The 12,790-nt window shown below is 73.0% G+C and carries 11 protein-coding genes and 1 tRNA gene; 4 read left to right on the top strand and 8 right to left on the bottom strand.

Going from position 1 to position 12,790, the window contains the following annotated elements; all coding sequences use genetic code 11:
* Positions 1 to 110 precede the first annotated feature (110 nt).
* Positions 111 to 1,211, top strand: coding sequence for an LLM class flavin-dependent oxidoreductase (locus AC07FV_RS00905; RefSeq protein ID WP_479083715.1), 1,101 nt, complete (start codon positions 111 to 113; stop codon positions 1,209 to 1,211).
* On the opposite strand, the gene AC07FV_RS00900 is transcribed toward AC07FV_RS00905, so the two are convergent.
* A complete protein-coding gene (locus AC07FV_RS00900; RefSeq protein WP_479083713.1) occupies positions 1,187 to 3,085 on the bottom strand; it encodes a putative bifunctional diguanylate cyclase/phosphodiesterase in 1,899 nt (632 codons plus the stop codon). The genes AC07FV_RS00905 and AC07FV_RS00900 overlap by 25 nt on opposite strands.
* Positions 3,086 to 3,369: 284 nt before the next feature.
* On the opposite strand from AC07FV_RS00900, the gene AC07FV_RS00895 reads away from it, so the two are divergent.
* Positions 3,370 to 4,743 (top strand): M6 family metalloprotease domain-containing protein, encoded by a 1,374-nt coding sequence (locus AC07FV_RS00895; RefSeq protein ID WP_479083712.1) that lies wholly within the window; start codon positions 3,370 to 3,372, stop codon positions 4,741 to 4,743.
* Between the two features lie 62 nt (positions 4,744 to 4,805).
* On the opposite strand, the gene AC07FV_RS00890 is transcribed toward AC07FV_RS00895, so the two are convergent.
* The 6 genes from AC07FV_RS00890 to AC07FV_RS00865 form a co-directional block, all read right to left on the bottom strand.
* A tRNA-Lys gene (locus AC07FV_RS00890) sits at positions 4,806 to 4,879 on the bottom strand.
* Positions 4,870 to 5,478 (bottom strand): bifunctional DNA primase/polymerase, encoded by a 609-nt coding sequence (locus AC07FV_RS00885; RefSeq protein WP_479083711.1) that lies wholly within the window; start codon positions 5,476 to 5,478, stop codon positions 4,870 to 4,872. The genes AC07FV_RS00890 and AC07FV_RS00885 overlap by 10 nt, the downstream gene beginning before the upstream one ends.
* 123 nt (positions 5,479 to 5,601) lie before the next feature.
* Positions 5,602 to 5,952 (bottom strand): hypothetical protein, encoded by a 351-nt coding sequence (locus AC07FV_RS00880; protein WP_479083709.1) that lies wholly within the window; start codon positions 5,950 to 5,952, stop codon positions 5,602 to 5,604.
* 153 nt (positions 5,953 to 6,105) lie between these two features.
* Positions 6,106 to 7,665: a pectate lyase family protein gene (locus AC07FV_RS00875; RefSeq protein ID WP_479083708.1), complete on the bottom strand. Its 1,560-nt coding sequence runs from the start codon at positions 7,663 to 7,665 to the stop codon at positions 6,106 to 6,108.
* A 439-nt stretch (positions 7,666 to 8,104) separates the two neighbouring features.
* Entirely contained in the window at positions 8,105 to 8,836 is a 732-nt protein-coding gene (locus AC07FV_RS00870; protein WP_479083707.1) for a maleate cis-trans isomerase family protein, read from the bottom strand.
* Positions 8,833 to 9,678: a maleate cis-trans isomerase family protein gene (locus AC07FV_RS00865; RefSeq protein WP_479083706.1), complete on the bottom strand. Its 846-nt coding sequence runs from the start codon at positions 9,676 to 9,678 to the stop codon at positions 8,833 to 8,835. Before AC07FV_RS00865 ends, AC07FV_RS00870 begins: the two co-directional genes overlap by 4 nt.
* Before the next feature lie 188 nt (positions 9,679 to 9,866).
* Between AC07FV_RS00865 and AC07FV_RS00860 the strand changes: the two genes are divergently transcribed.
* Together AC07FV_RS00860 and AC07FV_RS00855 are read left to right on the top strand one after the other, a co-directional pair.
* On the top strand, positions 9,867 to 10,814 hold the full coding sequence (locus AC07FV_RS00860; RefSeq protein WP_479083704.1) for a D-2-hydroxyacid dehydrogenase: 948 nt from the start codon (positions 9,867 to 9,869) through the stop codon (positions 10,812 to 10,814).
* A 22-nt stretch (positions 10,815 to 10,836) separates the two neighbouring features.
* Positions 10,837 to 12,264, top strand: a complete 1,428-nt coding sequence (locus tag AC07FV_RS00855) for an amidase (protein WP_479083702.1) — start codon at positions 10,837 to 10,839, stop codon at positions 12,262 to 12,264.
* On the opposite strand, the gene AC07FV_RS00850 is transcribed toward AC07FV_RS00855, so the two are convergent.
* On the bottom strand, positions 12,245 to 12,739 hold the full coding sequence (locus AC07FV_RS00850; protein WP_383640368.1) for a DUF3830 family protein: 495 nt from the start codon (positions 12,737 to 12,739) through the stop codon (positions 12,245 to 12,247). The genes AC07FV_RS00855 and AC07FV_RS00850 overlap by 20 nt on opposite strands.
* Positions 12,740 to 12,790 lie beyond the last annotated feature (51 nt).

The raw sequence follows: 12,790 nt of genomic DNA, 5'->3' as shown, positions 1-12,790 counted from the left end.
CTTCCTCCACACCCTCCGCACCCCCGCCGGGGAATAACCGGAGACCCCCTCCTGTTACGTCGCGCAGCGAACCAAGCGCGACCGTCACACCACACAGGAGGCACCTCACCATGGCCGCAGACGCCGCAGAGGAGATCCGGGGCACCGCCCACGGCACCGCACCCGTCCCCCTCTCCGTACTGGACCTGGTGACCGTCGGCGCGGGCCGCACCGCCACCGACGCCCTGCGCACCAGCGTGGACATCGCGCGCCTCGCGGAGCACCGCGGCTTCCACCGGTACTGGGTCGCCGAGCACCACTCGATGCCCGGCGTCGCCTCCTCCTCCCCCGCGGTGATCCTCGCCCACCTCGCGGCCCACACCGACCGCATCCGCCTCGGCTCGGGCGGCGTCATGCTGCCGAACCACGCCCCCCTGGTCATCGCGGAGCAGTTCGGCACGCTGGAGGCGATGGCACCCGGCCGCGTCGACCTCGGTCTCGGCCGCGCCCCCGGCACCGACGGGGCCACCGCCGCCGCCCTGCGCCGCACCGACCGGATGAACGAGGGTGCCGACGACTTCCCGCAGCAGCTCGCCGAGCTGATCCGGTTCCTGGACGACGACTTCCCGGACGGGCACCCCTACCGCCGTATCCACGCCGTGCCGGGCCCCGTGCAGGCCACGTCGCCCGGGGGCGTGCAGTCGGCGCACCGCCCGCCGGTCTGGCTGCTCGGTTCCTCCGGCTTCAGTGCCCGGCTGGCCGGCACCCTCGGGCTGCCGTTCGCCTTCGCGCACCACTTCTCCGCGCAGAACACCGTTCCGGCGCTGGACCTGTACCGCGAGTCCTTCCGGCCGTCCGCGGTCCTCGACGCGCCCTACGCTCTCATCGGCGTCTCCGCGCTCGCGACCGACGACGAGAAGGAGGCCCGGCGGCAGGTGCTGGCCGCCGCGCTGAACATGGTCCGGCTGCGCACCGGGCGCCCCGGACTCGTGCCGACGCCCGAGGAGGCGGAGGCGTACGACTTCAGCCCGATGGAGGAGGAGTTCGTGCGGTCCTGGAACGCGAACGTCATCCACGGGACGGCCGACGAGGTCCGGGCAGGCCTGGACGACCTCCGCAAGCGCACCGGCGCCGACGAGCTGATGCTGACCGCCAACGCCCACGGCGGCGACGTGCGCCTGCGCTCCTACGAGCTGATCGCCGACGCCTACGGTTTGCCGACGCCGGCCTGAACCCCGGCCGCTCCGGGCCCGGCGGAGCCCAGCAGCGCGGAGATACGATCCGGCGCCACCGGTCGGGAGTACAGCCACCCCTGACCGGTGTCGCAGCCGATGCGGCGCAGGCGGGTCGCCTGGTCGGAGGTCTCCACGCACTCGGCGGTGACGGTGAGGCCGAGCCGGTGGGCGAGCTGGACCATCGCCTCGACGATGACCTCGTCGGCCGGGTTGGCCGCGCTCGCGTCCACGCCGGCACCCTGCACTCCGGCGTCCTCGGCCCCGTCGTACTGGAAGCCCCGTACGAAGGCGCCGTCCAGTTTCAGGACGGACACCGGCAGCCGGCTGAGGTAGGCGAGGTTGGAGTACCCGGTGCCGAAGTCGTCGATGGCGATGTGGACGCCCATGTCGCTGAGCGCCTTGAGGGCCTGGAGGGGGCGGCCCGCCGACCCCATCACCGCGGACTCGGTCAGCTCCAGCTGGAGCAGGTGCGGGGCCAAGCCCGTCTCCTCCAGGGTCGCCGCGACGTCCGCCACCAGGTCGGAGTCCCAGACCTGGCGGACCGCGACGTTGACGCTGACGAAGATCGGCGGGTCGTCGGGGTGGGCCAGCTGCCAGCGGCGGGCCTGGTGGCAGGCCGTGCGCAGGATCCAGCGGCCGAGGGGAACGATCGAACCGTCCTCCTCCGCCAGTGCGATGAACCGATTCGGCGCCAGTACGCCGAACTGAGGATGATTCCAGCGGATGAGCGCCTCGACGCCCCGCACCCGGCCGTCCTCCATGCCGACCAGCGGCTGGTACTCCAGGGCGAACTCGCCGCGTTCGATGGCGGGGCGGAGGGTCGCGGCGAGGGCCTGGCGGGTCATGCGGCTGGCGTTGCGCTCGGGGTCGAAGAGCGTCCAGCGGGCCCGGCCGTCGGCCTTGGCCCAGTACAGGGTCGTGTCGGCGGCCTGCATCAGGGCGGTCGGGGTGGTGCCGGCCGTGTGGCGTTCGACGACGCCGACGGACGCGGTGACCGAGAGGCGCCGGTCGGAGACCTCGAAGGGCGCCTGGAGGGCCGCGAGGACCGACTCGGCGAGGTCGGCGAGCTGGTCGGTGCCCGTGGAGTCCTCCACGAGGAGGGCGAACTCGTCGCCGCCGAGCCGTGCCACCAGCGGGGCGCCGGAGCGGGCGTGGGCCGCCTCCTCGGCGCAGCGGGTGAGGCGTTCGGCGACGGCGGCCAGCAGCCGGTCGCCGACGCGGTGGCCGAGCGTGTCGTTGACGGCCTTGAAGCCGTCCAGGTCCAGGTAGCAGACGCCGATCCGGCCGGTGCCGCCGTGTTCGTAGGACTCGGCCTCCAGCGCGGCGGTGAGACGCTCGAAGAACAGGGCGCGGTTGGGCAGCCGGGTCACCGGGTCGTGCATCTGGAGGTGGCGCAGCCGTTCCTGGAGCTCGCGCCGGGCGCTGATGTCGGCGACCGACAGCAGCAGGCCCGGCGCGTCGCCGGAGCCGGCCAGCGGTTCGACCGTCACCTGCGCCCAGAGCGAGCGCCCGTCGGCCCCCTTCAGGCGCCGGGTGCAGCGCAGCCGGGGCCGGTGCCCGCGCAGCACCTCGCGGTACGCGTGCCAGGTGCCGGCGTCGCAGGCGAGGTCGACGAGGTCGGCCGCCGCACGGCCGGCCAGCGCCGCCGGATCGGTGCCGAGCAGGGTGCCCAGCGTGTCGTTGGCGCTGACGACCAGGCCCTCGGCGTCGACGACGGCCATGGCCAGGGGCGCCGCCGAGAACGCCGAGCGGTAGGCCGCGGGCTCCGTCTCCGCACCCGGCGTACGAGGAGCCAGACCTGCATCACTCTCTGTGACGACCGACCGGCCGAGGTCTGCCACGGGCGCCGGCCCTTCGGAGGTTCCGTTCACCGCTCGCTCCCGCAGTGCCTCGATCTCTGTTCGTGCTCTGTTCGTGCAGGAAAGTGTGCCGATCATAGAGGCTGCCACGGGGCCCTTCCAGCCGCCGCCCCGCCTTCCCGACCGCCCGACCCCCCTGCCAGATCGTTTCTGCTCACACCTGGACGGGTTCTTCATGCCTCCGACCAGTTGTGACGTTCTGTAAGTGACTCAGGGGCATCGGTCCGACGACTTCCGGCAGATTTCCGGGCGGCTCACCCATCCGGTGCAGGCGAACAGGTCGTAGTAGGACAATCATGCACAAGCTGGGTGCGTTGTCCCGTCGACCGCGCCCGGAGGTTCATGTGCCGCGCCAGCTCCCCCTGAGGCGACTTCCCCGGGAGGCCCTCGAGGCGCTCGGCGCGGACCGCCGGGCGGGGGGACCCCGGTCCCGGCTGCGCAGCACGGCGGCGGTCTGCACGACGATGTCGGCGCTCGCCGCGACGTCCCTGATCACGGCCCCCTCGGTCGCCGAGCCCTTCTCGCCGGAGCCCTGCGCGCTCCAGCGCACGGAGGTGCACCACTCCGAGGGCCTGGACACCTGGAACACCGCCTACCCGCGGCCGGCCCGCGCGCTGGACGCGGTGATGGTGTTCCTGTCCTTCCCCGACTCCCAGCCGCTGACCGCGCCGGCCGAACTGGCCGCCGACCACTTCCCGGCCACCACCCGCTTCTTCCAGCACGCCTCCTACGGCAGGTTCACGCTGCGACCGCATCCGCTGGGCGACTGGATCCCGATGCCGCACCCTTCGACGGCGTACGACATACAGCGCGACTGGAGCCCGCGGCACCGGGCCGCCTACCTGCGCGACGCGATGGCGGTCGCCGACCGGCACGTCGACTTCTCCCGCTACGACATCGTCTACTTCGTCGCCGACCCGGACGCCCCCGGCGTGGACTCCGACGCCACGAAGGTCGTCAACCTGGACACCCCGATGCGGGCGGACGACACCGACGTCCGGCGGATGGTCACGGTCTTCGAGAACCACCCGCCCGACCGGCTGGTCCTGGCCCACGAGACGGGGCACGTCTTCGACCTGCCCGACCTCTACCACCGGCCGGACGACGGCGAGGGCGACTGGGACACCCACGTCGGCGACTGGGACCTCATGGGCAGCCAGTTCGGACTGGCGCCGGACCTCTTCGGCTGGCACAAGTGGAAGCTGGGCTGGCTGGAGCCCCGGCAGGTGGCCTGCGTACGGGGCAGCGGGCCGACCCGGCTGACGCTGGAGCCGCTGGGGGCGGGACCGGGCGTGGCGGTGGCGGGCGCCGCCGGGGCACCCGGCTTCGGACTCGGCCGGGGAACCAAGCTGGCGGTGGTGCGCACCGGGGCGGACAGCGCGCTCGCCTTCGAGGCGCGGGGGCCGGTCGGCAACGACGTCGCCGCGTGCCGGGCGGGGGTGCTGGTGTACCGGGTGCGCAGCGGGGCGGAGTCCGGGGGCGGGCCGGTCCAGGTGGTCGACGCCCATCCGGACACCGAGGCCTGCTGGGAGGACTCGGTCTACCCGCCGCTGGCCGACGCCCCGGTGGGCCTCGGTGAGAGCTTCACGGTGCCGGGCGACGGCGTACGGGTGGAGGTGGAGGGGCGGACGGCGTCGGGGGCGTGGACGGTGCAGGTCACGCCGGGGTAGCCGGGAGGCCCCGGGTACGCGGGAAGGCCCCTCGCCGGAGCGAGGGGCCTTCCCGTTGTCTGTGCGCCGCCAGGGACTCGAACCCCGGACCCGCTGATTAAGAGTCAGCTGCTCTAACCAACTGAGCTAGCGGCGCCTGCTGACGTCGTAGACCTTAGCACCCTGGTCGGCGGAGGGAAAAATCGAAATCCGCACGGCGGCGCGGGCGGCCCGCACGGCCGCCCAGAGCAGGATCTCGGGACCCGGCAGCCACGGCCGCCGGGTGTCCGGAGCCACCAGCCAGCGGGAGCCGGAACGGGCGGGCGGGCCCACCGGCGCCGGCACGGTCACCGCGTCCCCGGCGCCGTGGCACAGCAGCGGCGGCACCGCACCCGTACGCCCGCCCGGGCGGCCCCGCGCGCTCCACTCCTCCCACTCCAGCAGCGACGGCAGCCGCTGGGCCGTGCCCGGCGCGGCGAACAGCAGCATCCGGCCCCGGTACTCCGCGACCGGGCCGGATCCCGGGCCCTCGTCCCACATCCGGTCCAGCATCCGGCGCCCGAAGACCGCCGGGGCGCTCACCACGTCGAACACGGAGCCGCAGGGCAGGACGACCGGGGCCGCGGGCCGCTCCTCCCAGAACGCGAGCGTGCCGCGCGGGTACGCGCCGGCCGAGGCCAGCCAGGCGGCCCCGTCGGCGGTGACGTCCGAGGCGTGGGGGGTGGCGTTGAGGGTGACGTCGCGTGCGCTGCTCATGCCGACTACATCTACCGGGCGTGAGGGAACCACTCCGCTGGGTTGCGGGAAACGGGGACAGAGGGGAGGGGCGAGGAGTATCTTGCTCACCCGCTTGGCATATGCGGCGGGACCGGTCCCCGGCTAGTCGGGGGTGTCGCCGCCGCGCAGCAGGTCCCGTCCGAACTCGACCATCTTCTTGGCGTAGTCCTCGGTCCATTCGGCGCGTTCGGCGATGTCCGCGGCCGTCAGCCGGTCGAAGCGGCGCGGATCGGCGAGCTGGGCCGCCGCCGTCGCCTGGTACTCCATCGCCCGGTCGGCCGCCGCGCGGAACGCCTGGGTCAGTTCGGTCGCCCGCTCCAGCAGGACCCGGGGGTCGTCGATCGACTCGAGGTCGAAGAAGTGCTCCGGGTCGGCGGACGCCTCCGCCGGCTCGAAGAGCAGGGGCGCGGGGCGTAGCCGCGGTTCGTTCGGACGCGGCGTGGGCTCCGCCATGTCTTCTCCTCCTCGTACGTCACGACGGCCCTCCCCGCACGGGCGGGGCACCCCGGTGGAGTGGGCCACCGTCCATTGTCCCGCCCCGTGCAAGTAGGCGTCCGGCCCGGCGGGTGCCGGACCGGACGCGGGGTGGGACGGTGCCGCCGTGCGCTAGCCGGCGTAGGTCTCGAACTCGGCGACCCGGGGCGAGCCGCTGGAGGCGGTGATCTCCAGGGTGATCTTCTTCAGCGAGGTCGCGGCGAAGCCGGCGACGCCCGCCGTGCTGCCGGAGGCCAGGACGGCGCCCGTGTCGTGGTTGACGACCCGCCAGGCCCGGATGGCGCCCGCCGAGCCGGCCGCCTCGCGGATATTGACCTTGGAGACGGTGGTGGCGGAGCCCCACTTCACGGAGACGGAGCCGGTGGCGCCGGCCGGGGACCAGTAGGTGCTCGCGTCGCCGTCACGGACGTTGCCGTAGCTGGTCCCGGCGGCCTTGGAGGAACCGTCGGCGCCGGCTCCGAGGCTGAGGTTGGTCCCGGTGGGCGGGGTTGTGGGGCCGGGGTCGGTCGGACCCGGGTCCGTGGGGGTCGGCGAGGTGGGCGGGGTGGTCGGGTCCGGGCTCTGCGGCGTGCAGCTGCCGTCCGACACCTTCAGGCCCTTGTTGGCGCCCGCCGTCTGGCTGACCACGCTCGGCACGCAGTCGGCGGCGTCGAGGTCGTAGGAGTACGGGATGCCGACGGTGGTGTTGGACGTCGGGTTCGGGCCGGCCGGGTTGTTGTCGCCCTCGCGCTCGGACCAGGTCACGTTGTCGAAGATGTTGCCGCTGACCTGCCAGGAGCCCGCCTGGTCGGTGTAGAAGGTGCCGAGGACGTCCTTGGAGTCCTCGAAGTAGTTGTTGTCGACCTTGGCCTTGGCGCCGGCACGGGAGTTGATGCCCGACTCGTTCAGGCTCACGTAGTGGTTGTTGTAGATGTGGGCGATGCCGCCGCGCAGCAGGGGTGCGCGGGAGTCGATGTTCTCGTACTTGTTGTGGTGGAAGGTGACGAAGCCGTTCGACACGTCGCTCTCGCTGGAGCCGATGAGGCCGCCGCGGCCGGAGTTGCGCAGGACGCTGTAGGACAGGGTGACGTACTTGGTGTCGTCCTTCATGTCGAAGAGGCCGTCGTAGCCCTCCGACTCGCCGCCCGAGGCCTCCAGGGTGGTGTGGTCGACCCAGACGTTGCGGACGCCGCTCTCCATGCCGATGGCGTCGCCGCCGTTGGAGGTGGGCGAGCCGGACTTCTTGACGTTCCTGACCGTCACGTTCTGGATGATGATGTTGCTGGAGTCCCGGATGTGGATGCCCAGTTGGTCGAAGACCGCTCCGCCGCCGACACCGACGATCGTGACGTTGCTGATCTGCTTGAGTTCGATCACGCCGGCGGCGGTACTGCAACTGTCGCCGGAGACCTTGGCGGTGTTGCCGTGGTTGATGGTCCCCTCGACCTGGATGACGATCGGGGTGCTGCTGCTGGCACGGCCGCACAGGGCCTGGTGGATCGCGGTGCCGGTGGTGGCCCGGACCGTCTGCCCGCCCGCGCCGCCGGTCGTACCGCCGTTCTGCGTGGCGTAGCCGGTCGCACCGGTGGCGGCCGACGCCTCCTGGGGCATCGACAGCACCACACCGGTCGCGGCGGCCACGGCCAGGGTGGCCAGCGCCGCGTTGAGTCGCAGGGTGACTGCTCGTCTCATCCTCGGTATCCCCAATCGCCTTTCACATGCCGGAACGAACTACCTGTCGTGATCACGTCAACACAGCAGGCGGGAAAGCGCTTTCTCGGCGTGAATATAGGGGTCCCTCCAGGGGCTGACAAGGGATCTGACACGTTCACAGTGACGCCCGCTGTACATATCAATGAACGATTCGCTGCACAGCAGGAGAACGACGGGTGCACGCGGCATCCCGCGGGACAGCCTCGATGTGCACGTCCGCGGATGCTGCGGTACGATCATCCTGCAAGGTCACAGGGGGTCAAACCCCGGCGACCGGCAGTGCGTTGGTGGTCCAAGGAAAGACGCCCCACTTCCCGTGGGGAAATGCAGGTGCAAGGCCTGCCCAGCGCTCGACGAGAACCCCAACCCCGCACCAGCGGGACCGGGGTTCTTCCGTTGCCCGGGGTCGGGCCCGGCCTCAGGCCTGGACCACCGGCTCCCGCGTGAACAGCGCGCCCAGCTCCGGCGCGTTGACCCTGCGGTCGGCCAGCCGCAGGCCCTCCCAGACGGTGACCTGGTTGGCCGTGAGGACCGGCTTGCCCAGCTCCTTCTCCAGGGCCGGGATGTGGGCCGCCGTGTGCAGGGCGGTGTCCGGCAGGAGGACCGCCTCCGCGTCCGGCCGGTCGGCGGCGCGGGCCAGGGCCAGCACCTGATCCTCGGTCCAGGTGCCGACCTCCGCCGCCGTGACGACGCCGGAGCCGACGACGTCGACCGCCTCGATGCCGGCGGCACCCAGGAAGTCCGCGAAGAGCCGCGCCACGTCGTCGGGGTAGGTCGCCCCGATCGCCACCCGCCGCGCCCCGATCTCCCGCGCCGCGTGCACGAAGGCGAAGGAGGTGGAGGAGGCCGGGAGGCCCGCCGCCCGTGCCAGCGTGCGCACCTGTTCGTGGGCGCCCTCCCAGCCGTGCACGAAGCTCCCGCTGGTGCAGGCCCACACCACGGCGTCGGCGCCGGACAGCCGCAGCTCCGCCACGCCCGCCTCCAGGCGCTGCGGCGAGCCCATCTCCAGCAGCGCGTCGACCCGGTGCGCGTCCTCGCCGATGTCGGTGTGCACCAGGTCCACCCGGATGTCACTGCCCAGGAGCTGCTCGATGCGTGGGTAGTCGTCCTCGCCGGAGTGGCCCGGGTACAGGAATCCCAGTGCTGTCATGTCCACCCTTCCTGCTGCTGTTCCGTGTCCGGGCCGTCACCGACGCCCGGCATGTCCACCACTGCGGGACCGGCCGGCCCCGGCACCACGGGGCCGGTGCGCGCCGACGGATCGGTCAGCGCCTGATACGGCCCCACGGCACGGGTACCCAGTCGGCGCAGTGCCGCCCACATCGTCACTTGGTTGGCCGAGATCACCGGGATGCGCAGCTCGGCCTCCAGCTGCGGGATGACGTCGTAGGTCGGCAGGTTGGTGCAGGAGATGAACAGGGCGTCGGCGGCCCCGGCGCGCGGCACCGCCCGGCGGGCCATGTCGGCCACGTCGCGGTAGGGGACCTTCCAGATGTGCCGGGTCAGCCCCATGAAGGCGCAGCCGGTGACGGTGACACCGGCCTCGGCGACGTACTCCTCCAGCGCCCGGGTCACCGACACGGTGTACGGCGTCACCAGCGCGACCCGGTGCACGCCCAGCTCGGTCAGCGCGTCCAGCAATGCGCCCGAGGTGGTCACGGACGGGACCACGCCCGCCCAGGTCATCGCCTCGCACATGGCGCGCTCGCCGGCCATGCCGCCGACGAAGCTGCCCGAGGTGCAGGCGTAGGCGACGACCTCGGGGGCTATGGCGTTCAGGGTGCGCACCGCCTCGCCCAGCGTCTCGTGCTCGCTGACCAGCCGGGCCAGGTCCAGGCTTACCTCGACGGGCACGAAGGGGGTCCGCGTCATGTGCAGCGAGACCTCGTCGGGCACCCAGCGCCACAGTTCGCGGTCGAGTGCGAAGTCGAACGGGGCGACCACGCCCACCCCGCGTTGCGGAGCTGGTCCGCCGAGAAAGGAGATGTCCATGGCACGCACCGACCTCACGCTGAGAGAGGGGAGGACAACGCACCGTACGCACGGCCGTGTTGACGAAGGTAGGTTCCGGTGCGAGCGTGGTCAATCCGCCCGCGTCACTCCCAGGTCAACAGCCGGTTAACTCCTTCGCAAACCACTCGCCGCGCCCCCGCGCGCACGCCCCGGAGACACGCCTGCCGATGAGCACGCCCACCCTTCTCGTCCTGGACGCCGAGCCCCTCCCCCGGCTCGGCCGGCTGACCGGCCGGGCCCGGATCGAGCACACCGACGAGGCGCACCTCGCCGCGCGGCTGCCGTCCGCGGACGTGCTGCTGGTCTGGGACTTCGCCTCGCACGCCGTGCGCCGGGCCTGGCCGGGCGACGGCCCGCGTCCGCGCTGGGTGCACACGGCGAGCGCGGGCGTGGACCACCTGATGTGCCCCGAACTGGCCGCTTCGGACACCGTGGTGACCAACGCGCGCGGTGTCTTCGACCAGCCGATCGCCGAGTACGTCGCCGCGCTCGTCCTGGCGATGGCCAAGGACCTGCCGACGACGCTGCGGTTGCAGGGTGAACGCACCTGGCGGCACCGCGAGTCGCTGCGGGTGGCCGGGACGCGGGCGTGTGTGGTCGGCTCGGGGCCGATCGGCCGGGCGATCGCGCGGACGCTCAAGGCGCTCGGCGTGACGACCGCGGTGGTCGGCCGCACCGCCCGCACCGGCGTCCACGGACCCGGGGACCTGGACCGGTTGCTGGCCCGCGCCGACTGGGTGGTGGCGGCGGCGCCCCTCACCGACGACACCCGCGGCATGTTCGACGCCCGGCGGTTCGGGGTGATGCAGCCTTCCGCGCGGTTCGTGAACGTGGGCCGGGGCCAGCTGGTCGTCGAGGACGACCTGGCCGCCGCGCTGACCGGCCGCTGGATCGCGGGCGCCGCCCTGGACGTGCTGAGCCACGAGCCCCTGGCGGCCGGCAGTCCGCTCTGGGACGTCCCCGACCTGATCGTCTCGCCGCACATGAGCGGGGACACGGTCGGCTGGCGGGACGAACTGGGGGCCCAGTTCGTGGAGTTGTTCGAGAGCTGGGCGGCCGGCGGGCCGCTGGCGAACGTGGTCGACAAGAAGCGCGGATACGTGCCCGGACACTGACGTTCCTGGAAGCGGAGGGTGCATGACCGACCTCACCGAGCTGACCGCGGTCCAGCTCCTCGACGGTTACCGCAGGGGCGGGTTCAGCCCGGTCGAGGTGGCCCGGGCGGTCCTGGAGCGGGCCGAGCGGATCCAGCCGGCCGTGAACGCGTTCGTCCGGCTGACCGGCGAGGAGGCGCTCGACGCGGCCCGGCGGTCCGAGGAGCGGTGGCGGCGCGGGGAGCCCTGCGGGCGGCTGGACGGCGTGCCGGTGACGGTGAAGGACATCCTGCTGATGCGGGGGCACCCGACGCTGCGCGGCTCCCGGGCCGTCTCCCCGGAAGGGCCGTGGGATGAGGACGCCCCCTCGGTCGCCCGGCTGCGCGAGCACGGCGCCGTGCTCGTGGGCAAGACGACCACGCCCGAGTACGGCTGGAAGGGCGTCACCGACTCGCCGCTGTCGGGCGTCACCCGCAATCCGCACGACCCCGCGCGCACCGCGGGCGGTTCCAGCGGGGGCGCGGCGGCGGCCGTGGCGCTGGGCGCGGGACCGCTGGCGCTCGGCACGGACGGCGGGGGCAGTGTGCGCATCCCGGCGTCCTTCTGCGGTGTCTTCGGCCTGAAACCGACGTACGGCCGGGTGCCGCTCTACCCGGCGAGCGCCTTCGGCACCCTCGCGCACGTCGGTCCGATGACACGGGACGCGGCGGACGCGGCACTGCTGCTGGACGTCGTCGGCGTCCCGGACGCCCGGGACTGGTCGGCGCTGGGCCCGGCGCCGAGCTCGTACTGCGAGGCCCTGGCGGGCGGGGTGCGGGGCCTGCGGGTGGCGTACTCGCCCACGCTCGGCGGGCAGGTGGCGGTGCGCCCGGCGGTGGCGACGGCGGTGCGGCGCGGGGTGGAGCGGCTGGCGGAGCTGGGCGCGTACGTGACGGAGGCGGACCCGGACTTCGCGGACCCGGTGGAGGCCTTCCACACGCTGTGGTTCAGCGGGGCGGCGCGCGTGGTGCAGCACCTGCGGACGGGGCAGCGGGAGGTGCTCGACCCGGGGCTGCGGGACATCGTCGGCGCGGGCGCGCGGTACTCGGCGCTGGAGTACCTGGCCGCGGTGGACGTCCGGATGGAGCTGGGCCGGCGGATGGGCCGGTTCCACGAGGCGTACGACCTGCTGGTCACGCCGACGCTGCCGATCACGGCGTTCGAGGCGGGCACCGAGGTGCCCAAGGGCTCGGGGCACCGGCGGTGGACCGGCTGGACGCCCTTCACCTACCCCTTCAACCTGACCCAGCAGCCGGCGGCCACCGTGCCGGTCGGCAGCGACGGGGACGGCCTGCCGGTCGGCCTCCAGCTCGTGGCGGCCCGCCACCGGGACGACCTGGTCCTGCGGGCCGCGCACGCGCTGTGCGGAACGGACACCGGGCCCGCGCCGGCGAGGTGGGCCGCGGCGGGGCCTAGGCCCGCCGGAAGCTGAGCGTCTCCCCCGCCGCCCCCGTCCGCCAGAGGTCGTTGCAGGCCTCGGCCATCGCGTCCAGGCCCTCGGTGATCGATCCCCAGACGGTGCCGGGGACCCAGCCGACGTCGCCGTTGAGCAGCAGGTTGTTGCGCTCGTAGAAGAGGGCGAGGTCGACGAGGGTGGTGCCCGGCCGCACCTCGCGGTCGTAGCCGTACGCCTTGGTGCCCAACTCGGCGCCCGCGAAGGCGAAATAGCACAGGTCGCCCGGGATGGGCGTCACGGTCGGATTCTCCAGCGGTGGTTCGGATGCCGCGAAGGGCGGGAAGAGGGCGTAGATCTCGTTGCGCGCGTATTTGGCGTGGTACACGTCGCCGCCGAGGGGGAGCGCGTTCCAGACGGCCGCGCAGGTGAGCGGCGCCCGGTCGTCGAGCAGTTGGGCCGTGCACGTGATTCCGCGTGTGACCAGCGAGACTTCGATGTAGCGATCAGCCATGCCCTCCATGGCAGTGCCCGGCGCGGCCCCGGTCAAGGGTGCCGTGCCGTC

The sequence above is a fragment of the Streptomyces sp. NPDC045956 genome (assembly GCF_056430705.1).
This window is presented reverse-complemented; position numbering and strand designations above follow the sequence as displayed.

Coding starts and splice junctions, on each gene's coding strand:
- AC07FV_RS00905 (WP_479083715.1), top strand. CDS start 111: ATGGCCGCAGACGCCGCAGAGGAGATCCGGGGCACCGCCCACGGCACC.
- AC07FV_RS00895 (WP_479083712.1), top strand. CDS start 3,370: ATGCACAAGCTGGGTGCGTTGTCCCGTCGACCGCGCCCGGAGGTTCAT.
- AC07FV_RS00885 (WP_479083711.1), bottom strand. CDS start 5,478: ATGAGCAGCGCACGCGACGTCACCCTCAACGCCACCCCCCACGCCTCG.
- AC07FV_RS00880 (WP_479083709.1), bottom strand. CDS start 5,952: ATGGCGGAGCCCACGCCGCGTCCGAACGAACCGCGGCTACGCCCCGCG.
- AC07FV_RS00875 (WP_479083708.1), bottom strand. CDS start 7,665: ATGAGACGAGCAGTCACCCTGCGACTCAACGCGGCGCTGGCCACCCTG.
- AC07FV_RS00870 (WP_479083707.1), bottom strand. CDS start 8,836: ATGACAGCACTGGGATTCCTGTACCCGGGCCACTCCGGCGAGGACGAC.
- AC07FV_RS00865 (WP_479083706.1), bottom strand. CDS start 9,678: ATGGACATCTCCTTTCTCGGCGGACCAGCTCCGCAACGCGGGGTGGGC.
- AC07FV_RS00860 (WP_479083704.1), top strand. CDS start 9,867: ATGAGCACGCCCACCCTTCTCGTCCTGGACGCCGAGCCCCTCCCCCGG.
- AC07FV_RS00855 (WP_479083702.1), top strand. CDS start 10,837: ATGACCGACCTCACCGAGCTGACCGCGGTCCAGCTCCTCGACGGTTAC.
- AC07FV_RS00850 (WP_383640368.1), bottom strand. CDS start 12,739: ATGGCTGATCGCTACATCGAAGTCTCGCTGGTCACACGCGGAATCACG.